At 63.9% G+C, this 21,411-nt stretch carries 20 protein-coding genes and 1 pseudogene; 6 read left to right on the forward strand and 15 right to left on the reverse strand.

Going from position 1 to position 21,411, the window contains the following annotated elements; genetic code table 11:
- Positions 1-9 precede the first annotated feature (9 nt).
- From AC4ELS_RS02585 to AC4ELS_RS02620, 8 genes and pseudogenes are all read right to left on the reverse strand, one after another.
- Positions 10-339: pseudogene (locus AC4ELS_RS02585) on the reverse strand (DUF488 domain-containing protein); the annotation flags it as partial.
- Positions 332-547 (reverse strand): hypervirulence associated TUDOR domain-containing protein, encoded by a 216-nt coding sequence (locus AC4ELS_RS02590; protein WP_135360174.1) that lies wholly within the window; start codon positions 545-547, stop codon positions 332-334. The pseudogene AC4ELS_RS02585 and the gene AC4ELS_RS02590, both read right to left, overlap by 8 nt.
- A 253-nt stretch (positions 548-800) precedes the next feature.
- A complete protein-coding gene (locus AC4ELS_RS02595) occupies positions 801-1,031 on the reverse strand; it encodes a hypothetical protein (RefSeq protein ID WP_499045690.1) in 231 nt (76 codons plus the stop codon).
- Between the two features lie 431 nt (positions 1,032-1,462).
- A complete protein-coding gene (locus AC4ELS_RS02600; protein WP_499045692.1) occupies positions 1,463-3,286 on the reverse strand; it encodes a serine/threonine-protein kinase in 1,824 nt (607 codons plus the stop codon).
- A gap of 73 nt (positions 3,287-3,359) precedes the next feature.
- The gene (locus tag AC4ELS_RS02605; protein WP_135360177.1) at positions 3,360-4,106 is read right to left on the reverse strand and encodes an alpha/beta fold hydrolase; all 747 of its coding nucleotides are present in this window, start codon (positions 4,104-4,106) and stop codon (positions 3,360-3,362) included.
- Between the two features lie 139 nt (positions 4,107-4,245).
- Entirely contained in the window at positions 4,246-5,514 is a 1,269-nt protein-coding gene (locus AC4ELS_RS02610) for an MBL fold metallo-hydrolase (RefSeq protein ID WP_135360178.1), read from the reverse strand.
- Positions 5,511-7,364, reverse strand: a complete 1,854-nt coding sequence (locus tag AC4ELS_RS02615; protein WP_135360179.1) for a gluzincin family metallopeptidase — start codon at positions 7,362-7,364, stop codon at positions 5,511-5,513. Before AC4ELS_RS02615 ends, AC4ELS_RS02610 begins: the two co-directional genes overlap by 4 nt.
- Before the next feature lie 29 nt (positions 7,365-7,393).
- Positions 7,394-8,824: a patatin-like phospholipase family protein gene (locus tag AC4ELS_RS02620; protein WP_448447399.1), complete on the reverse strand. Its 1,431-nt coding sequence runs from the start codon at positions 8,822-8,824 to the stop codon at positions 7,394-7,396.
- A gap of 509 nt (positions 8,825-9,333) precedes the next feature.
- Between AC4ELS_RS02620 and AC4ELS_RS02625 the strand changes: the two genes are divergently transcribed.
- Together AC4ELS_RS02625 and AC4ELS_RS02630 are read left to right on the forward strand one after the other, a co-directional pair.
- Positions 9,334-10,350: an AurF N-oxygenase family protein gene (locus AC4ELS_RS02625; protein WP_064881432.1), complete on the forward strand. Its 1,017-nt coding sequence runs from the start codon at positions 9,334-9,336 to the stop codon at positions 10,348-10,350.
- Between the two features lie 78 nt (positions 10,351-10,428).
- Positions 10,429-11,259 (forward strand): phosphotransferase, encoded by an 831-nt coding sequence (locus tag AC4ELS_RS02630; RefSeq protein ID WP_498883297.1) that lies wholly within the window; start codon positions 10,429-10,431, stop codon positions 11,257-11,259.
- 168 nt (positions 11,260-11,427) lie between these two features.
- Here AC4ELS_RS02630 and AC4ELS_RS02635 read toward each other — a convergent pair whose 3' ends face one another.
- Together AC4ELS_RS02635 and AC4ELS_RS02640 are read right to left on the reverse strand one after the other, a co-directional pair.
- Positions 11,428-11,763, reverse strand: coding sequence for a hypothetical protein (locus tag AC4ELS_RS02635; RefSeq protein WP_499045694.1), 336 nt, complete (start codon positions 11,761-11,763; stop codon positions 11,428-11,430).
- A 658-nt stretch (positions 11,764-12,421) separates the two neighbouring features.
- A complete protein-coding gene (locus AC4ELS_RS02640) occupies positions 12,422-13,018 on the reverse strand; it encodes a TetR/AcrR family transcriptional regulator (protein ID WP_498883298.1) in 597 nt (198 codons plus the stop codon).
- Positions 13,019-13,215: 197 nt separating this feature from the next.
- Between AC4ELS_RS02640 and AC4ELS_RS02645 the strand changes: the two genes are divergently transcribed.
- The gene (locus AC4ELS_RS02645; RefSeq protein ID WP_498883299.1) at positions 13,216-14,109 is read left to right on the forward strand and encodes an alpha/beta fold hydrolase; all 894 of its coding nucleotides are present in this window, start codon (positions 13,216-13,218) and stop codon (positions 14,107-14,109) included.
- Between the two features lie 234 nt (positions 14,110-14,343).
- Here AC4ELS_RS02645 and AC4ELS_RS02650 read toward each other — a convergent pair whose 3' ends face one another.
- Positions 14,344-15,147, reverse strand: coding sequence for a ParA family protein (locus AC4ELS_RS02650; protein ID WP_448447423.1), 804 nt, complete (start codon positions 15,145-15,147; stop codon positions 14,344-14,346).
- 362 nt (positions 15,148-15,509) lie between these two features.
- Between AC4ELS_RS02650 and AC4ELS_RS02655 the strand changes: the two genes are divergently transcribed.
- A complete protein-coding gene (locus AC4ELS_RS02655) occupies positions 15,510-16,061 on the forward strand; it encodes a YaeQ family protein (RefSeq protein ID WP_448447425.1) in 552 nt (183 codons plus the stop codon).
- Between the two features lie 45 nt (positions 16,062-16,106).
- On the opposite strand, the gene AC4ELS_RS02660 is transcribed toward AC4ELS_RS02655, so the two are convergent.
- The 4 genes from AC4ELS_RS02660 to allB form a co-directional block, all read right to left on the reverse strand.
- A complete protein-coding gene (locus AC4ELS_RS02660) occupies positions 16,107-16,502 on the reverse strand; it encodes a type II toxin-antitoxin system VapC family toxin (protein WP_498883301.1) in 396 nt (131 codons plus the stop codon).
- Between the two features lie 26 nt (positions 16,503-16,528).
- Positions 16,529-16,768 (reverse strand): type II toxin-antitoxin system Phd/YefM family antitoxin, encoded by a 240-nt coding sequence (locus AC4ELS_RS02665; protein WP_448447430.1) that lies wholly within the window; start codon positions 16,766-16,768, stop codon positions 16,529-16,531.
- A gap of 87 nt (positions 16,769-16,855) precedes the next feature.
- Entirely contained in the window at positions 16,856-17,509 is a 654-nt protein-coding gene (locus AC4ELS_RS02670; protein WP_498883302.1) for a DUF4304 domain-containing protein, read from the reverse strand.
- A 59-nt stretch (positions 17,510-17,568) separates the two neighbouring features.
- Positions 17,569-18,936, reverse strand: coding sequence for an allantoinase AllB (allB, locus tag AC4ELS_RS02675; RefSeq protein ID WP_499045698.1), 1,368 nt, complete (start codon positions 18,934-18,936; stop codon positions 17,569-17,571).
- A 224-nt stretch (positions 18,937-19,160) separates the two neighbouring features.
- Between allB and AC4ELS_RS02680 the strand changes: the two genes are divergently transcribed.
- Both AC4ELS_RS02680 and AC4ELS_RS02685 read left to right on the forward strand, forming a co-directional pair.
- Positions 19,161-20,666, forward strand: a complete 1,506-nt coding sequence (locus AC4ELS_RS02680; protein WP_448447436.1) for an NCS1 family nucleobase:cation symporter-1 — start codon at positions 19,161-19,163, stop codon at positions 20,664-20,666.
- A 10-nt stretch (positions 20,667-20,676) separates the two neighbouring features.
- Positions 20,677-21,399 carry an aspartate/glutamate racemase family protein gene (locus tag AC4ELS_RS02685; protein WP_498883304.1) on the forward strand — a complete coding sequence of 241 codons (723 nt, stop codon included), beginning with the start codon at positions 20,677-20,679 and terminating at the stop codon, positions 21,397-21,399.
- Positions 21,400-21,411 lie beyond the last annotated feature (12 nt).

Genomic DNA, 21,411 nt, shown 5'->3' on the forward strand with positions numbered 1-21,411 from the left:
GAGTTCCATGCGCAGTTCAGCGAGGGCGCGCGTGAAGTCGTCGGAGAGTGCATAGTCGGCATAGTTGTGGAAGCTACGGTTCTTCCACCAGGCATTGACTTCGAATGACACTTCCTTGCTCATTGGACGACGCCCAGTCAGGCCTTTCGAGGCCCGGTACCCGATCCCGACCTCGTTCAGGCACCTTGAGAGCGTTTCCTGGTCGAACTGCGGATACCGTGTGGAGCCGGGAAGCTTCCGGGTATCAACAATCAGCCCGACACTGCTACCGCGTAACAGGTCGACGAACTCATCGAGCGTTCGGGTGGAGTGTCCGGCCGTGAAGAACGGCTCACTCATCGACCAGCCGCAAGGCGCTGCCCTTATGAGCGGCGATGTGGTCGGTTTTGTCGCTCTTGGTCTCGTACTGCGGATCGTCCGGGGACGCCCGCCGCGTGTAACCCTTGTATTCGAAATCCTTCGTGCGGATCTTCGTCACCGTGCCCGACACGTGTCCGGCCTCCGAGTTCCACGTCACATGGGCATCAACGCTGAACCGGTCAGACATATCGACTCCTTCGTCCTGGACCCATTGAAGCAGTGCTGGCGGCGACGCACTACTGGCTGCCGCCGCCGATAGCAAAGCCTCCACTGGATTTCGTCCATTGCTTCGTCATCGACCACGAGCGGGGCGGCCGGGACCTCCATACGGTCGATGAACGTGGCTGCGCAATGCCTGGCTAATTATGTTGTCATGCAACGGAATTGGTACTCAGTTCGTGCGGGTCAAACCACCTCATCGGCAGCCCTTGCTGCGGTTTCTACTTCAGCGGCGGCACGTTTCCCCACGGTCCGTAGGGGCCATTGGCGCCGATGCCCATTCCCGGGCTGGTGCTCGGCGGCCCTGAGTACACCTGCGCGTTGCCAGGGGACTGGCACAGCACGGAGCCGCCGTCATTTCTGCAGTTGGCTCCGGGTGCGGCTTGAGCATTTGGTGCGAGCAAGATCCCCAGCGCTGCGGCTGCGCTCGCCACCACAGCCACTGTTGGCATTCTCGATCGTTTGTAGGTTGTATTCACTGCCACCACGCTCCCTTGTTTGTGATTTCGTGTCTCTACTCCAGGGTTCCCAACACGCGGGGCGAAACCACTGGTGCTGGCCCCCAACTCGCACCCCGTTAGCCGGTACCACCACCAACTGGTAATTCCAGGTCCCGGCCGAAAGCGCGCGGAGCAGCCCGGGGGACCGGTTGGTGGTCACTTTGGAGGGGCGCGATGACAGACCCGGCCGAGCGAACGTCCTCCATGGCGCACTCCACCGAAATGGCAGCGTCCCAGCTAGCCCGTCAACCCGAACTCCGATGGTCAAGAAGACAATTCATCATCCTCCGGCATCCAGACCACACCCGGATATTAGCGTCAGGTGCCGCAGACGACGCAGCTGATAGAGGCCTGGTAGGCCGGGATGCCATCTGGAAATTGCATCAATCGCCGGTGGCCCGCAGCGTGATCTCTGAGATGGTGGTGCGGCTCTGCCCATCGAGGGTGCCCAACTTGGAAATCCACACCAGCACATTGGATGTTTCCGTCCGATTGTCGACGGTGATGATGTTTTCCCCGGGCTGTAACGCCACGGTCGGCGTCAGCTCGGTTGTGTCGGACAGGTTGCTCGGGTGAGCACTGTCGGCCGCGCGAATCTGGACTTCTGTTCCGGTGCTGGGCACGTCGATCGTCACCTCGCTCAAAGCGGTCGGCGAGGGGAGCTGAAGTAGCAGGCCGACACCTTGTTTGAAGGCCGGGAACGGCGCGGCATCCTGATAGATATCGGTGGACCACGACGTATCCGGGTTGCCGTCGACGGCCAGACTCGCCTGATCCGGATGGTCTGGTGAGCCGCCGGGGGAGAACACCGTCGCACTCTCGGGCGTCACTATTGGCCCCGGGGCGCTGTGCGACGACGATCCCGAACCGCGAATGAGAAGAACGGACATGGCAACGATCATCGCGATCACGGCCAGAACCAAGACGATGCGCACGGGACGGGACGTCAGAGTTCGGCGGCGATTACCTGACCTCACTTCGAACGAGTTGCGCCGGCGGCGCCCGCGGCTCCCGGCCGAATGATTGACCACCGAGTCGGCGTACAGCGTTCGGTCATCCCAGGGGCCGCTGACCTCCACCACATCCCCGTCGGAGAGTTCGCCCGTGATGGAGTTGCCGCGTAGCTCGACCGGCACGACGGTGTGTGCTTCACCGGTCGACTCGTAGCGCTCGACGCGGAAGGCCCAGACCTCCTCGTCGCTGTCAGGTCCGGACGGTTGCTTCTGCACGCCGCGGGCAGTGCCCAGGATCGTCAGCATGGCCAGCCGTTTGGTTTCCGGGGAGCTGCTCCGCTCATGGACGTCGGGGATCTCCAGCGGGGCGGTGTGAACGCCCGTAGCGGGCGCCACCGGCTGGGGCGCGGTCGACACGTCCGTGCTCCCGCCCAGCGCCCGCGCGAAGTCCAGGCACCGCGCGTAGCGCTTGTCGGGTTGTTTGGCCAGCGCCTTCGCCATCACGGCGTCCAGATGGGCGAGGTCGCGGCGGCGCTCGGACAGCCGGGGCGGTGGCGCATAGAGGTGGTTGCCGGCCTGGACGATGCGATTGGTGTCTTCGAAGACAGGCGAGCCGGTCAACAGATGGAAGGCGGTCGCCGCCAGGGCGTACTGGTCTGCTCTGCCATCGAGCGCCTTCCCGGTGAGCTGCTCGGGAGCTACATACGCGACGGTACCGATGGCCACGTCGGTCTCCGTGAGGCCATTCGCGTCGTCGGCTTCTCGGGCGATACCGAAATCGGTGAGCAATATGCGTCGCCGGGCACTTCCCGACGGGACGGTGACCAGGATGTTCGCCGGTTTGACGTCGCGGTGCAGCAGGTTGCGTTCATGCGCGACGTCGAGGGCTTCGGCGACTGCCGTGACGATCTCCACCACATCCCGCAAGGGCATCCCAGATGGGTTCTGCTCGATCAAGTGCTTGGCGTCGGTGCCCTCGACGTAGTCCATCGAGATCCACAGCCGGCCGTCGAACTCGCCCCGGTCGTGCACGCCGACGATGTGCGGATGCCACAACGATGCGGCCAGCTCCGCCTCGCGGTTGAACCGGGCGCGGAACTCCTCATCGCGCGTGGTGCTCACCGAGAGGATCTTGAGTGCATCCAGACGGGGAAGGCGAGGATGTTGGGCCAGGTAGACCTCGCCCATGCCACCGGCGCCCAGGAGCCGCTGAATGGTGTACCCGGCAAAGACGTCACCGGCATTTAACGGCATGTTCGCAGCCTACAAAGGACGGCAACTCGAGCGCGAACAGATGTTCGTCAGGATCACGACGTCCCGAGCAGCTTCAGCCGAGGCCGTCCCAGAAGCGGGTGAGGGCCGCTGCGCCACCAGCCGGGTCCTGCACCATCCACCAATGTCCCAGTCCGTCGAGTACCTCCGTGCGTGCACCGGCCCGCGTCGCCGCTCGCTGTCGAATTTCGTCGGAGCCGATGTAGGGATCGTCGGTGGCGAGCAGGGAAAGGCCGGGCCGGGCCCGAGCATTCTCCAGCGCTCGCCCGGCCTCCGCCATCGCAGGTTGGCGGGCCGAGCGGTACAGCGCGAGGATCGCCCGTCCCATCTCTGGTCCTTGTTCGGCGGCAATCGAGGCTGCGATGTCGATCGGGATGCCCAACCCGGACATCTGGGCGGCGCGATCCTCGATGGTTCCGCCGAGCATGGTGTCGACGAGTTCCTCGCCTTCTCCGGGTGTCTGCCAGACCTGGGCCATGTCGTGCCACACGTAGTCGGGGTCGAGGACACCGATCACATCGGTGGCCCAGCTGCGCACCAGTTCGGGTCGGTGCATGACGACGCTCATCACATGGCCGCCACCCCAGTCATGCCCGACTACGTCGACTGGTTCGTCGATGTTCTCCAGCTCACCTTCGAGCCAGTCGCGGTAGGCAAGGAAGGTCGCAGCAAAGCCGTCGGGGAGTGGTGCACCGAATCCCGGCGGCGACAGCCGCACCACGTCATCGCGACCGAGCGCATCGACGAGTGGACCCCAGATCGCGTCAGTCTCCGGATTGCCGTGCACGAGAACCACAGTCATGGAGGCCATCCTTGCATCGTCATCGCCGCAGGGGCGCCTGTTGGCTTGATCCGCCTGCCGCGCTCGGAAGCTCCGTCGTTGCTGTCCTCGGTGTTGTCCGGGGAGCGTTCGGGGGTCGGTCAGCGGGAATCGGAGCGGCTCAGCAGGCGATCTCCAGGTCGATCCATTTCGCATTGGCTTCGGCGACGAAGCCGTCCGGCAACACCTCGTTGCCCTTGTCGCTACGTGCACAGCTGATCTCGTGGTCTCGGAGAGCCGTGAGCAGCTCGTCCAGCGGGATGTTGTTGCGGTATCTTCCGAGGCCGGCCTGTGTGGAAACCATCGCGGGGATCTCTCGCGGCAACACCTTCTCGACGAGAGTCTTGGACGTGGCGTTGTGGCTGCCGTGGTGGCCGACCTTGAAGAAGGATGCGCCACGCAGCAGCGAGCGCGCTTTGTTGTTCGCGAGGATGCGCTTCCAGGTTCCCCATTCGGCGTCGCCCGGCAGCAGCAGGCGTGCGCTGCCGATGTCCAGCACGAGCACCAGGCTTGTCGAATTGATCATGTCGTCAACGGCTTTCGCGGCCAGCAGCGCGTCGGCCGAGTGCGCGAGCCCCTTCAGCCGCTTGAGGTCGTCGTCGGCGAGCTTCGGCCCCGGATCGGTGGCGGGCACGCGCCACTGCGCCGAGAATGGGGCCGTCACCTCCTGGTGGCGGACGCTGGCGGCCTGCAACATGAGCGCCTTGTAGGTCTCGTCATCGCTCGCGGGATCAAGCTCTTCGATCTCGTCGGGATCACGCGGCGGACCGAGGACGTGCACCTTCATCCCGGTGATCACGTTGCTTTCGAAGGTCTCGGGAAAGTCGTTGCCTTCGGGCAAAAATCGGGGATCGGAGCGCTCGCGGTGCTTGAACCCGTCGTGAAGCACGTCCAGCGCTCCCTGGTTGCTCCATGCCGCCAGCTCGGCGTCGGGCACGAGGCCGGTGATGTCGATCCCGGCGTTCCACAGCAGGAAGTCCAGCTCCGCACGGTCGTCCGGATGGAGGTCAAAGCCCGGGGCTGCTTGGGCCAGCGCCATCGCAAACCCTTGCTGCTTCTTCCAGAGCTTCTTGGCGTCCGGGTTGTCGCGGTCCTCGACCCAGGGCATCCATACTTCGCCGATCTCGACGTTCTCCCATTCGGCCGAGTTGAAAGCGAACACATGGTCCTGGTGCCGGTGCGTAGCGATGACGACATCGATGCGGGCTCTGCCGCTGTGCGCCTTGACGTCCGCCACAATCTGCCTGGCGAGGTCGTTGGCGGTAAACGCGCCCTTGCCCTGACTGTGGAAGCCGGCGTCCACGAGGATCGTCTTCTTGCCGGGCAGTAGCAGCAGGAACGAGTCGCCGAAGCCGACGTTGTACATGCGGATCGTCATTGTCGAGCTCATCGCCACCTCCGTGCGTCCATGGCCCGCGCCGAGTACGCCGCGACGATTCTGTTGGGTTCGGGATTGCGTGGCTTCCAGCCCATCCCGTATGCGTCGTCGAACGCGGTGACCCGGTCGCGCAGGGCTTGCTTCCGGTCGTCACGGAACGGCTTGCGAATGTAGTAGCGGATCTGACCGTCGATGTTGGCAACGAGTGTCAGCCCTGCGCGGTAGCGCAGGCCACCGAGGTCGTCTTCGACACTCATGGTCTGGACGATCTGCGCGACCATCTCGACCAGGAGCTCGCCAGTGGCCGCGATCCGGTGCACCGGATGGAATCCGACGACTGCCGCGGGAATGTCGATTTCGAGACCGAGCTTGGGGCGGTTCAGCTTCACCCAAGATCCAAGCCTGCCGCCCAGGCTTCGCCAATCGTCGTCCGGTTCCTCGGTTTCGGGGATCTGCGCATCTTCTCTCGGCGGCTCCGAAAGCGACTGATACTGCTGCGCGTCCCAGTCGGAACGGCTCGTCACCTCGCGTGCGCGCGGCCTCTTCGTGTAGGTGCTGGACTTCGCCGGGCCCGTCGTCCGGCCGAGCTCACGTGCACCAACCTCGACCAAGTCCGCGACGATCCTCGCGAGGTCGATGTCCTTCGGCGCGGTATCGGGCTGCGCGTCGAGCAGCAGCGATTCGACAGCCAGCGAACCCACCGCCTGGGGCCGGATTCCGCGTTGACGGAACGCCTCGATCATCGAGGCGCGCACGCCGGTCTCGTCCGATCGGTTCAGTTCGAAGTCGGCCGTGATCATCGCCCGCAGGTAATCGCTGAACGTCGGGTCGACAGGCGGCAGGTAGTCAGTGGCGCGGATGCACATCGACAGGACCGTCTGCGCCGTGCGGACGCACTCTCCGGCGAGGCGGTTCACCAGGTCTGGATGCAGCTCCCCGTCCGGCAGCTTGCCGCTGCCTCCGGTCGCGATGCGAATGAGGTCGCGGGTGCGCCGTTCGTAGGTGTCGACGAACCCGTCGTACACCGCGGATACCAGGATCCAGCCGAGTGCGTGCGGCTCGGTGGTCGAGGCGACTTTCGACGGATCGCGCGTGGCCGCGATGCTGCGCAGCGCATGGCCTTTACCCGCGGCAGAGCCGAATTGCGCGCCGATGTCCAGCAGCCGTCCCTTCGGATCCAGGAGGTTGTTGCGCGTCTCGCGGATCGCGGCGGCCACGACTTCCGGGAACGTCAGGCGCTGGAACAACGCGACGATGTCGGCGAACGCCTCGTGCAGGGCGGGCACCTGCGCGTTCGTGGGCTCGCTATACCGGCGATGCAGGCGGCTCAGCGCCGCGTGCGCGACCTCGTGAGCCACGATGTCGTGCGACAGGCAGGTGAAGATCAGCTGGCCGGGGAGGTTCGCGCCGGGATCGTCCACATCAGCGGAGAAGTACCCGAAGAGAACGGCGTTCAGGTCGTCGTCGAAGTACGCGTTGCTCCCTTGAAAGGCGTGCGGCATGAGGCGCAGCCGCGCGCCGCCCCAGAACCGCAGGCGTCGGCCGAGCGCGCGGTCGAAGTTCTCGAGCACACGCGAGGCGACCGCGTACACCATCTGCTGGTGGAACTGCGGATCGGAATCCGACGGCTCAATGCCCTGCTGCATCGCGATCGCGGCGTCGTCGAGTTGGACCGCCTTGTAGTACACGTCGGCGGCCGCGTCGTAGTCGACCACTTCAAGCCGGTCGTCCCAGAAGGAACGCTCCGTCCGTTCGAGCTTGCGATATGGCACTTCCACGGTGACACGATGATCGCCTGCTCGCGAGATCATCGGATCGAACGCGAATATTCGCAGGGCTCTGCGTTCCGGGGATTTGCGCATCGAGGCCTCCTTGCCGGCTGCCGAAGGGGCTACTGCGGTGGAACCGTTGGTTGAAGATGCGGCGGTGATTCGGGGCTGTCGATACGACGGCGCCGCAACGGGTCTGGCGTGACCAACTGACGAGTCTTCTCGTCGGTCGGAATTCCGACGAGCGGATAGTCGAGCAGAACGTGGCAGTTGACCATGCTCAGGATGTAGCCGTGCCGGATCAGCGACTCGGCGCGTGCCTGGGAGACCCGGGACAACGTCGTCTTGACGCGGCGATTGCGATCGGCCTCGCCTGCCCAGAATGCCCTGTTCTCTTCCCCCAGTGTCACGATTGCCGCCCGTGCGCGAGCGGCAATCGCATCGGACCCCGACTTGTAGGCATCGGCTATCGCGAATGGGCTGCGATTAATCTGAATCGTCGTGCCACGCAACGCCTCCTGCAACACGCCCGCGTTGGGGCCGATGTTGCCGAGGTCGTCGTCGCGGGAGATGCGGTAACGCGTGTTGAGCAGTCGCCGCCGCACCGCGGTCGTCTGGCGGTACATCACGTCCTTGACCGCCAGCAGGCTTCGGACCTCGCCGATGAGCGGAAGTGTGACCGATGGACGCGAAACCACGTCGTCGTCCGCGGAGGCATTGACCACGATGACTTCGCCGACCGGTTGCAGGCCGGGCGGGGGAGAACCTTTGAGTCGATCATCGAGTTCCAACAACCACTCTGAACCCATGTTGTCGTAGACGCCCCCATCGAGAAGCTTGAAGCATTGGGGCGCTTGCCGATCGGGGACGCCCTGCTGAGGCAGACCGAAGCGGCTCAGCGGCAGCGACACCACACTGAAGGCCCCGGGTAATGCGGCTGAGGCTTGCACCGCTCGCGCGATCCTCAGGTCACCCGGTGTGCCCCATCCGGTGCGCCACGAGTTGACGAAGTTGCTCGAAAAGAAGACGGCCTGGCCCATCTGGAGATCGGTGGCGCACAAGACGTGTGACACAACGGAGTTCATCGATGTCAGCGGTCTGCGGTGGAAGAGCGTGGTGTCGAGGGCGCGGGCAACCACTACGCTGCGCTGCTGGGCCAGCCATCCACACAGTGCGATCACGATCACCCACACCGCGGCGACCCACCAGCCGGCACCGACGAAACTGACGGTGGCCGCGAGTGCCAGCAACGCCCCGATGCTGCCCAGGTACAGGTAGGTGACGGGAGCGGCCCATAGCGTCCCGCGGCGGGCGACCTGGGTCGCGAGCGCGCGGGCGTGCGCCCACACAGTCTCGGGGTCGACAGTCGACAAATCGACGGCATGCCCGAGGTACGCGTTGGTCAGCGATCCTCCCGAGACGGACGACACGGATCGCAGCTGAGGGCCCTTGCGGGCGTCGATCAGATACAGCAGCGCGCCGAGGTTGAACAACGCGGCGCGGTGCCCACCTCCGGACAGTGCCACCCCGATTCCGGGTCCGTCGTTTGCCATCACCCGCCCCCTCTGTTGCACATCGCGCCCGGTGGCCCGCCGAGCGCGCGAGGCGTGGGTCGTCGAGCAGCGGGACCGCCGGCCGCCGGTCGTCATGTCGATTTTCGCGTGCCGTCGGCGCACCGACGTGAGTAATGCACTACTCGAATCGACATGTCTGATGGGCGGAATCCTGTGGTCGAGGAACTGCCGCCACAGTCTCGGCGCCCCGATCGAGCAGCCCGCATGCCCGGTCACCGGGTTTGAACTCCTTGCCCTTTGAGATGCCAGGGCCGCCAGGACTGCCCGCCTGGGGCATGGCCGCTCCGATGTCGTGGGCAACGATGTCGAGATGCATTGCCACAACAGGCGATTTGCTTCTCTGACCGAGCGGGGGCGTGGCTGCCCGATTTGGCTTGGACCCATACTTGACAGGCGTATGAGACAGGGTGTCCCATGTACATACGGAATGGGACTCGCAGTCTCGGTAAATCGGCCACGGTGATCAACCGTCTAGGAGAAATGACGTCATGGCATTTGCGAAGGCGGTCAGTCGCTGGCGGGACGCGATGAACGTCCGTGGCGACGCGGGCTATTGCACGAGGCTGGAAACCCTCTCGGCAGGGTCAGTGCGCCGGAACTTCAACCCCTACCTGGACATTCCGTGGGATTCGCCGGAGTTCAAGGTGATCGAGAACGACCCGCGCTGGGTACTTGCGGCGGACAGCGACCCAATTGGGATGAGCCCGTGGTATCAGGCGCAGCCGCTGGAGAAGCAGATCGCGATCGGCATGTGGCGTCAGGCGAATGTCGCCAAAGCCGGCCTGCAATTCGAGAACATGCTGATCCGAGGAATCCTGAATTACACCTTCTGGGTTCCCAACGGCAGCCCCGAATATCGGTACTGCCTGCACGAGGCGGTCGAAGAGTGCAACCACACCCTGATGTTCCAGGAGATGGTGAATCACGCGGGCGTGGATGTTCCAGGTTTGGCCCGGTGGCTCAGATGGTTGCACTCACTGCCTCCGCTGTTCGCGAGTCCGATGCCGGTGTTCTTCTTCATGATGGTCCTCTGCGGCGAGGAGCCGATCGACCACATGCAGAAATCCATTCTGCGCGAGGGTAAACCGATACACCCCATCATGGAGCGCGTGATGGCGATCCACGTCGCCGAGGAAGCCCGGCACATCTCATTTGCCCACGAATTCCTGCGTCGGCGGATCCCGGAGATGCGGCGGCTCAACCGATTCGGGCTGTCGATCATCTATCCGCTCAGCTTCCGTCTGGCGGCCACGCTCATCGCGAAGCCGCCGCGCTCCTTTTGGCGTGAGTTCGACATCCCACGCTCGGTGAAGAAGGAGATCTACTGGCGGGCACCTGAATCCAGGGCGATGCTCCGTGAGATCTACGGCGACGTGCGGATGCTCGCCGTTGACACCGGCCTGATGAATCCGATCGCCAAGATCCTGTGGCGGGTTCTGCGAATCGACGGTCCGGCGTCGCGTTACCGGAGCGAACCCGCGCGCCAAGCGGTCAGCGTGGCTTGATCGACGAAACCCCCTCCGCCGGATTCGCTGGGCGGGGATAGAGGGACGGCGGAAGGCACATCTTTTAGGATTCGGCTCGTGCTATCCCGCCCAGCGTCCATCAGTGACGAGACGATTGCCAATGTGGTCGCCGTACACTGGCTGCCCCAGATCTCCGACATCAGTTATTTGCCATGGGGTTTCGGTGCGCACCACTGGCGGGCGAGCGGCGGCGGCACCACACTGTTCGTGACGTTGGACCAGTTGGAACCCCGACACACCAGATCGTCTCTCGAGGCTGCTTACGCCGGGGCCGCCGCCCTTGCCGCCGCCGGTTTGGGCATGGTGTGCGCACCGCTGCCGGCCCGCTCCGGACGGTTCACCGTCGATGTCGGGACCAGTGCGCTCAGCGTGACGCCATGGCTGCAGGGCAACAGCCCAACCGAGGCACAGGCCCGCGAACCCCAGCACGCCCGCCAAGTGGTTCTGGCTCTGGACGCGCTGCATCGCGCCGTTCCACCTGAGGCACTGCGGCCATGGACCCCACAGGTCGGGCCGTCGTTCGCCGACGAATTGCGAACGCGTACCGCCGAGCCCTGGACGAGCGGTCCGCTGGCAGAGAAGGCGCGGCTGGCGCTCGATGCGCACATTGAACCGATTCAGCGCTGGACCGAGCGCTACCTGAACCTGTCCGAAACAGCCTGCTCCCGACGCGACACATGGGTGCCGACGCATGGCGAGCCGCACAACGACAACCAGGTCGTGACCGCCGACGGGGTCCGGCTGGTCGATTGGGAGTCGCTGGCTCTTGCACCGCCCGAACGTGACTACGCCGACCTGGTCGCTGTGGCACAGGACCTATTGCGGCCCGACCCCGCGATGTTAGAGCTGTTCGCACTGGACTGGCGGCTCTCCGAAATCGCTGAGTAAGCAAGGTGGTTCGCCGCTGCGCATATCGGCTCCGAAGACGACCACACCGCCCTGCAAGGGTTGTACGAAGAGTTGACCGAGGGTAGGAGTTAACCCATGCCACTCATCAAATCCGTTCCGCCACAACATAATACGTCACAGTGACGAATATCGCCCCTGGCCCTGATTTTACGGGAAGGGGATAGGAGGGATCGCAGAAGGCAACTGGATCTGGGGAATCGCGGCCGGCAACTCGATCTGGGGCACATCGGCCGGCAGCTGAGCCCGCGGGATGTCGCTCGGCAGCTGGACGGTAGGCACGGCGCTGGGCAACGGGACCTGTGGAATGTCACTCGGATACGGGAACGGTGGCATGTTGGCCGGGACGGGAAGTGTTGTCACGGGATCATCCGATGCGACCGGCCAGCCCGCGTCGCCAGAGCACCCGGTGGCGAGCGCCACGGCGGCCATCATGGCCAGCAGCGGCGCAACTCGCCACCGAGTCCGCCTCACTCCAACAGCCATCTGGTCAGCCCCTTGCATTCACTGACAACGCTATCACCGGCCGCGCGCTCGCGGCTGCCGCTGGAACCTTCGTTTTAATCCGGCGCGGCCGAAAGCGCCTGCGCTGCAATCGAATCTGCCACACGGGCACCAGAAGAGAAATCGTCACTGTGACGTAACTGCAGAGTCGTGCCCAGGGGTGGCCAGGGGCGTCAGCGGCCGTCGTCACCGATCGACCGGCGCGAGTACCGGCGTGCATATCCGAGGCGTCGACGTGTGGCGACCGGATCCTTTGCGGCACGGCCGGCGCCGCGACGCTTGTGCGGTTTACACATCGCGCAGCCACGCCACGAACGAGACGGATGATGGTTGGGCATGAGAAGCTCCCGGAAACGACTCCGCAGGCAAGGCGAAGAGATCGACTGTACGCGGCGCCGGCGGTTGCGTATCGCCAGGTTGATTATGTACCGATAAGCGACATTATGTCAGGTTGAGTACGCCGTTTTCATCAGATGAATCAGCATCCGTCTCCGAGACCATCAAGTTCCTGGCCTCTGTCGAGCGGAACTGATCGACACGTCGCCGTCCCTGCGGCCGTCATCGTTGTAGAACAGCTCCATTCCATCACCCCCATCTCGACCCGCACGTCCAGGCGAAAGCCGTTTCACGGGCGACAACCCTACGATGTGAAGAGTTCGTGGAGATGCTGATCGATTGCGGCGAGGGCCTCCCCCGGATTGATGACCTCCAGGTCGAGAAGGGGTGTCAGGCCGGTCAACGCAAGGATGCGGTCGGTCTCGGTGTTCACGTCGCGATGACGGGCGATCTCCCCATCCGTAATCGCTTGCGCGATAATCACTTTGACCTGCTCCCGTCCCTGGCGTAGACCCTCGCGCGTGTGATCGCGAATCGTGTTGTCGTGCAGTGCTTCGAGGACGTAGGCGGCATTCATTCGGCTCGTCGCGCGCGCATCGTCATGCAGCGGCAGCATTTCGGTGAGTATCAGCCGCAGGACGTCTCGCGGATGCGGCACCGCGCCGAGCGCCTCCAGACCACGCGTCACTCGCTGAGCAGTCTGTTCGGCAGCGAAGTCCATCGCGAAAGAAAGCAACTCCTGACGACTCGCGAAGTAGTGCTGGAGTTGGCCGTGTGACATCTCGGCCTCCGCCGCCACCTCACGCAGACTCAGCCGCAGAACCCCGCGTTGATCCACTACCCGCCACAGGGCGCGAGCGATGGTTTCGCGGCGTTCTCGGTGGTCGACCTGTTTCGGCAACGCACACCCCCTTTTCGTTATTACCATACATCTGACATAATACAACTGACTTGGAAAGGTATGGTGCGAATGACCAGTCAGCCAAGGAACGTCGAACCACTCACTGAGGACCGCGACCGGGCGAGCCGGAGGGAGGTTGGCGGCGCGCCGCACGCCCTCCCCGGCGAGTGCACCCGTTTCGAGTTGGGGAGCGCGCGATGACCGCATTCACCGAACCCGAGCTGGCGGCAGCATATTTCGCGGCCTACGACGCGGTGATGGCCAATTGGCCTATGCCGGCCGAGACGGTAGATCTTCCGGGACGTTACGGAACGACTCGGGTCACCTCCGCGGGCCCGACCGCAGCGCCGCCGCTGGTACTGCTCCACGGATACAGCGGCACGTCCGGAATGTGGTATCCGGTAGTCGGTTCGCTGGCCGAGGAGCACCACGTGCGGGCCGTGGACACCATGGGCGAACCCGGCCGCAGCCGACACACCGGCGCCGCCTTGACCAGCATGGACGATCTGGTGGACTGGCTGGCGGAAACTTTCGATCTGCTCGAGCTGCCCGCCGCCGACCTGTGCGGCCAGTCCCTAGGCGGGCACCTCGCGCTCCGGTTCGCGCTCGCCCATCCCGAACGAGTGCGGCGGCTGGTCCTGCTCGATCCACCCCTGGCCTTCGTCGGGCTCAGCCCCGAGTTCGAGGAGCTGGGCCGGAACCGCGACCCGCACCCGACTTTCGAGGAGGCTCGCGCGATGCTGACACCGGGCGCCCCCGGCAGCGGACCGGCGCATCTGGAGGCCTACCTAGACCTGCTTGCTCACGGAGCCGCGCACTTCCCGGCCTCGCCGATCGTTCACCCCCGCCTGCCAGACGGCCTGACGCACCTGCCGGTCCCGACCCTCGTCGCACTGGCCGGGGCGAGTCAGGTGCACGATTCGGAGGCAGCAGCGGAAACCGCACGGCATGCCGGAGCGCACACGGTGATTCTCCCCGGCGCGGGACACGGTCTCTTGGCCGACGTCGAACCCGTCCGCAGCCTTGTCCTCGAACACCTCCGGCGGAGGGACTGGCCGACCTGCCACCGCGACAGTGGACCCACCTTATGAGAGCGATTGCTGGTGGTGCAGCAGCCGGCACCAGCTGTCGCTGAAATTCTTGTTGATGACGTTCCTGCGGTTTGCGTGGACGATGTCCGCCATGGCCGTCGTGGTAACTGCGCCGAACCTGAGTCGGCGCATCGCTTCACCGGGTGAAATATGGCGAAATCGAATATGGAGGGTCACCCGGCATACACATATGGAACTCGTTATCCCGTTGTCCCCTAGCGCATTTCGCTGGAATCACCGGTCGCTCGTATTTCGACCCAGCAGGTCGCGTTCCAGGAAATCTCGGAAGATTCGCGCGAGATTCGTCGCGATTGGGTCGGAGCAATCACCGAGTCGGTTCCCGAGTTGAAAGGCCTCATTGACAACGGCCCGACGTGGCAGCTCAGCACGGACCTCGTCGCCGAATTCCGTCTGTACTTGTTCCCTGATCGACTGGTCGATGCCGTTTCTACGGTCGAAACCGGATAAAACCACACCACACCACCTGAGTGGATGCGTTCGTTGGATACGCTCAACTCTGTCACGAGCCTCGCGGGCTTTGCGTACCGCATCAAGGGTCGGAGTGATCGGCGCGTACGCAACATCACCTAGATGCATTGCCAGGGCTTCCAGAGAGCCAGTGCGGCCGCCAGTGTCAATTAGGACAACCTCATAACGACCAAAGATGCCGGCCTCATCAAAGATGGCCCGCAACAATCCGGTGTCCGATACGCCGAAACCCGCAACACGGCCTAAGGAAGCACCTGCAGGCAGCAAATCGATGCCGGGCCATCTAGTTTCAATGATCTCCTCATCGATTCGCTTCGCGCCCTTGTCGGGATTCCCCCAAAAACTGATATCGGCAGCCTCAAGCACTGACCCCAAGCCGGTCGAATGCTGCGACACTCCAAAGTGGTTAGACAGGTTTCGCTCTGGGTCTGCGTCGACCAACAACGTCGAGATCCCGGCACGCGAGGCCTCTCCCGCCAGCATCATCTGCCATAGCGTTTTCGCTGTTCCGCCTTTACCTGAAAGCACCAGCACCGAAACAGCTACCATTGTGAGCCTCTATGCAACGCCTGACTCACCTCGCCGTACTCCCCCATCGTGGTCGCGCTCTTGCCGGACACCACCCGTTCTCAGCTTGTATCTCGAACAGCGGATATCCCTTCGTCACCCGATGCAAGCGGACATCACGGCGGGCTGATCGGAGCCTTGATCCTATGTGGTGCTCACAACACGAGCATTTCCTCCCGGCTTCTGGCGAGAATCCCCTGGCCAGGTCCATGCCTACTTCCATCGCGCGCACAGAGCCATAGAAGTCGTTGGTGTGGCAGTACACGCGCACTGCTTGCGCGGCGGCCTGACCACTCAAAGCGGCCCGACTACTCGAGGACATCACCTGGGGTGCACACTATGACGTGGCTCTATCCGCAACAGTATTCAAAGTCGAACTTGGCGTCTCCGATGTGGATCACGGTTACTACGCCGATCACACGCTGACCGTGGCCCGCCATCCCAGTGAGACCGATGAGCGGATGGTCGTGCGGTTGTTGGCGTTTGGGCTACGCGCTCACCGACTCAGCGACATCGACGGTGAGTTGGCGTTCGGGGCGGGCCTGTCCACCCCTGGCGTACCGGACTTGCGGCTCGCCGACTACACCGGCCGGATCCTGGAGTGGATCAACGTCGGCCAGCCCGACGAACGCGTGTTGGGCAAGGCCGCCAGTCAGGCCGACCAGGTGCTGCTGTTCCCGTTCGCCGCTGGCGTGGCGACCTGGTGGCGAACCGTCGGACCCAAAGTGGCGGGCCTGGCGAACCTGTCGGTGGTGCAGATACCGCACGCACCGGTCCAGCATCTGGCCCAGACTGTCGATCGACGAGTCTCGGCGCAGGTGATGGTGATCGAAGGTCAAGTAACGATGACCGTAGGCGGAGTCGACGTCACCTTCACTCCCGAGCCATTGCAGTGAGCGTCTGAGCCCGAGCTGCTGGTCAATGGCGTTGGCGCCCACCCTCTAATGGTCCGGGTGAGTAACCGCGCGTAGGTCCAGCTGAGGTATCCCGGAAAAGTCAGCTGGGTTGCACGTGTACAACGGCACACCATGCGCGACGGCGCTGGCCGCAATGAGCGCGTCATAGGCCCGCGCGGCGGGTTTGCGGCCCGAAGTACGCAACGCTGCAGCGACACCCCCAAATGCCCGCGCACTCTCGGCGTCGAACGGAAGGACCTCGAAATCCGCCTCTGCCTGCTGCAGGTGCTGCTGCCGCGCACTACGTTCCGCATCCGTCTGCGCCACATGCGGCCCGACGGACAGCTCAGCGAGGGTTACCGCACTGATCACGGATTCGTTTGGCAGCTCGTCCGGATCCGCCAGGCGGCCGAGCAGAATCACCGTGGACGTGTCGAGCATGCCCCGTGACTGGTCGGCCGGCCCTGTCACAACGCTGGGTCCATCACGCTGTCCACATCTGAACGCAACGTCTCCACGTCCACGAGCGGCAGGTTTCGGCGACGGCGAATCAGTTCAGTCGGACTGACACTACGACGCGGTAGCGGGCTCAGCTCGGCCACCGCCGTGCCATCACGCGTCACCACGATCCGCTCACCCCGTTCCACCCTGCGCAGCACTTCCCCACCGTGGTTGCGTAGGTCGCGAACTGTCACTACCTCGGTCATGCATCAAGCGTATCACCGGTGAGACACACCTGCGGAGGTCATTGCAAACCCGTTCGACACGTTGGTCATATGGCCGCGTTGCCATGGTTACGGGTCCAGAATTTCTCGCTCCCGCAGTACCTCCGCCCAGCGCCCAACAGCCGTGCTGATGTTGCGGTCGAAGATCGACCAACGGCTTTGATGCCCGAAGCAGTTATGCAACGTCGTGACATATTCCGTCAGTGTGTCGATGTCGTCGATTGCGGCGAGGTATCGGCAGGTCTTGTCGTATTCGATGAGCAAGTTGTTCTCGACTGCATATCGCACTAACTGCTCAGTAGTGCTTATCCGTTCCATCTCAGCCAGAGTCAGGTCGAAACCGTCGCAGAGAGCTGCGGCGAACTGCCGCATGTCGGTGCCATGCCCGAACCGCACCTCGTATGGCAAATCAGGTACCAAATGTTCCCAACGATGTTGCAGTAGTGAACCTTTGAGCGGATGCCCCGCTCGCTCGTATCCGGGGCACGCGGCATCGATCTCAGCCGATCCGATGCCCACGTTGACGAAGAATCCATGCCACGACATGGTCCCGTTGTGCCGGTCGCCCTGAAAGTTGATCACGTCATAGAGCGGTCCCCGTTTCCGCTCGAAGGTGGGGCCGGCCACGTCGAATCCACGCGACCGCAGGAAGGGTCCGACGTCGGCGGAAACCATCGCTTCGTAAGCCCGTCGCAATGATCCGACGGCCATCCCCTCGCCCATGCCCCAAGGCTAGGTCGTCGGCGCAGACCCTCCGCGCACCAATTTCGAGGCGCAGTGCGCTACACGCCGCCGCGGCGCAGCATCCGACCCTGCGCGGTCTTGAAGTCAATCTTCTTGCCGCGCAACCAGGTACCTTTCACCACACCGACCAGTGCCCGTCCGTCGTATGGGCTGATCGGGTTCTTGTGGTGCAGCTTGTGCACGTCGACGACCTGCGCCGAGTCGGGCTCGAAGATCGCGAAGTCGGCGTCGTAGCCAAGCGCGATCTTGCCCTTGTTGTTCAGTCCGGCGAGCGCGGCGGGTTTGGCCGCCATCCACTCGAGCACCTGCGTGAGCTTTATCCCGCGACGCTTGGCCTCGGTCCAGATCAGCGACAGGCCGAGCTGCAGTGACGCGACACCGCCCCAGGCAACGCCGAAGTCACCGTTCTCGACGTCCTTCAGGTCGACCGTCGACGGTGAGTGGTCAGACACGATGCAGTCGATCGTGCCGTCGAGAAGGCCCTGCCACAGCAGCTCACGATTCGACGCCTCACGGATCGGCGGGCAGCACTTGAATGCCGTTGCGCCGTTGGGGATCTCCTCGGCGAGAAGCGTCAAGTAGTGCGGGCACGTCTCGACAGAGATCTTGACGCCGTCACGCTTTGCGGTCGCGAGCATCGGCAGTGCATCCGACGACGACAGGTGCAGGATATGCGCGCGGGCACCGGTCCACCGAGCACGCTCGATGACCTCGGCGATCGCCACATTCTCGGCGCCGCGCGGCCGCGACGCGAGGAAGCGTTCGTACCGGTCCCCCTCGGCTGTGGGGGCATGGTCGATGGCGCGAGAGTCCTCGGCGTGCACGATCATCATGGAGTCGAAGTCGGCCAGCACGGCCATGTCCTTCTCCATCTCATCCGCGTCGAGATGCGGGAACTCGTCGACGCCGGAGTGCAGCAGGAAGCATTTGAAGCCGAACACGCCTTCGTCGTGGAGACCGCGCAGATCGTCGGTGTTGCCCGGAATGGCGCCGCCCCAGAAACCGACGTCGATGTGCGTCTTGCCCGATGCCGCCGCACGCTTGGCGTTGAGGGCTTCGACGTTGACCGTCGGCGGGATCGAGTTCAGTGGCATGTCGATCAGCGTGGTCACACCGCCCGCCGCCGCTGCGCGGGTAGCGGAGTCGAACCCCTCCCACTCGGTGCGGCCCGGCTCGTTGACGTGCACGTGCGTATCGACCAGGCCGGGGATCATGACCTGCTCGTCGGTGAGTTCGACGATCTCCGCGCCGGTGAGACCACTCCCCAGCGGCTCGATCGCGACGACGCGACCGTCGCGGATGCCGATCTCGCGGGCGACGATTCCCGCCGTCGTCAGCGTGCGTTCGCCTCGGACCACCAGGTCGAATTCAGGGTGGTTCAGCGTCTCGGGCGCATCGGTGGTCATCGGCAGCTCTCCATGACTAGCAGCATAATTCCTCATCGTGGAAATGAAACTCCACCCTTCGGGCAACTCTAAGTGTGAGCGTTGACACAGTCAATCGCGCCAAAAGCTTGACAGTGGGTGCCTGGATGCGACCTACTTACTAAATTCGTGGAATATTACTTCCACATAATGGAATGCATGCGCCGACGTTGAGCGTCGTCGCACTGACCGTGACAGGCTTATCCATGACCACAGAGTCCACCGGGCTCATCGGCGACTCCAGTCGTACCGATGCGACCCCGTTCGCCGACGTGAGCCCGTTGTTGTACAACGCCGATCTCGCGCCCACCGAGCGCGAAGGCCGACGATGGGGCGCGTACAACATCTTCACCTTGTGGGCGAACGACGTACACAGCCTGGGGAACTACTCGTTCGCCATCGGCCTGTTCGCGCTCGGCCTGGGTGGGTGGCAGATCCTGCTGGTCCTCGGACTCGGCGGCGCGTTCCTCTTCCTCCTGCTCAGCCTCTCCGGGTTCATGGGAGAAAAGACCGGAGTCCCGTTCCCGGTGATGAGCCGCATCTCGTTCGGCATCCGCGGCGCGCAGATCCCCGCCGTCGTCCGCGGCGCGGTCGCGATCGCCTGGTTCGGCATCCAGACGTACCTCGCGTCGGTGGTGCTGCGCATCTTGATCGTGGCACTCGCTCCGTCGGCGGCGACCCTCGACTCGAACAGCTTCCTGGGGCTGTCGACGCTCGGATGGATCTCGTTCGTCGGGTTGTGGGTCATCCAGGTGGTCATCGTCAGCTACGGCATGGAGATGATCCGCAAGTACGAGGCGGTCGCCGGTCCGGTCATTCTGATCACGATGGTCACACTCGCGATCTGGATGCTCAACAGCGCCGACTGGGCCATCGCGTGGACCACGCCCGACTCGCTGACCGGCGTCGACATGTGGCTGAAGATCGTGGGCGGCGCCAGCCTGTGGGTTGCGATCTACGGTACGTTCGTCCTCAACTTCTGCGACTTCACCCGTAACGCGACGTCGAAGCGGGCCATCGTGAAAGGCAACTTCTGGGGCATCCCCCTGAACATGCTGGTGTTCGGCAGCATCGTCGTCACCCTGGCCGGCGCTCAGTTCCGCATCGACGGACGCATCATCGAATCGCCTGCCGACATCGTCAAGGAAGTGCCGAATACCCTGCTGCTGGTGCTCGCGGGGCTCGCGCTGCTGATCCTGACCATCGCGGTGAACCTGATGGCGAACTTCGTCGCCCCGATCTATGCGCTCAACAACCTGTTCCCGAAGCACCTCAACTTCCGTCGCGCAGCACTGATCTCGGCGGTCATCGGCCTGGTGATCCTGCCCTGGAACCTGTACAACTCCCCCGCCGTGATCAATTACTTCCTCGGCGGCCTCGGCGCCATCCTCGGGCCGTTGTTCGGCATCATCATGGCCGACTACTGGCTGGTGCGTCGTTCCAAGATCAACGTTCCCGCCCTGTTCTCGACCGATGCGCTCGGTGAATACCACTACGCGAAGGGCATCAACGTGCGTGCGGTGATCGCCCTCGTCATCACGGCGGTAGTGGCACTCCTGCTCGCGTTCGTTCCGGCGTTCAGAGTTGTCTCGGAGTTCTCCTGGTTCATCGGCGCAGGACTCGGTGCGATCGTGTATCTGGTGGTCGCAGACCGCCGAGGTCCGTTCCACGACATCTCCGGCGATCCCATCGCCGTGGCGAGCACGCACTAGACAGGGCCCCATGAGAATCCTCATCGCCAACGTCAACACGACGGTCTCTATGACCGATGCGATCGCCGAGTCGGCACGCGGTGTCGCGTCGCCGGGTACCGAGATCGTTGGCATCACACCGCGTTTCGGTGCGGACTCGTGTGAAGGGAACTTCGAGAGCTATCTCGCGGCCATCGCGGTCATGGACGCGATCACGTCGTACCCCGAGCCGTTCGACGCAGTGATTCAGGCCGGCTACGGCGAGCACGGTCGGGAAGGTCTGCAGGAGTTGCTCGACGTCCCGGTGGTCGACATCACCGAGGCAGCCGCGTCGACGGCGATGTATCTGGGACACAAGTACGCGGTCGTCACCACGCTCGACCGCACCGTCCCGCTGATCGAAGACCGGCTCAAGCTCGCGGGACTCGACGCGCGATGCGCGTCGGTGCGGGCATCAGGCCTCGGTGTGCTCGAACTCGAGTCGGATCCGGACCGGGCGGTCGAGGCGATCGTCCGCCAATCGCGAGAGGCCGTCGAGAACGACCACGCCGAAGTGATCTGTCTCGGCTGCGGCGGCATGGCCGAGCTCGAAGCCAAGGTGCGAGCCGCGACCGGCGTCCCGATCGTCGACGGAGTCCGCTCGGCGGTCACCATCGCCGAAGGGCTGGTTCGGATGGGTCTGTCCACGTCGAAGGTGCGGACCTACGCGACTCCGCGCAAGAAGAAGGTCATCGGCTGGCCAATCCAGTTGTAGGCCAACCACATA

The organism is Mycobacterium shunyiense (assembly GCF_058270035.1).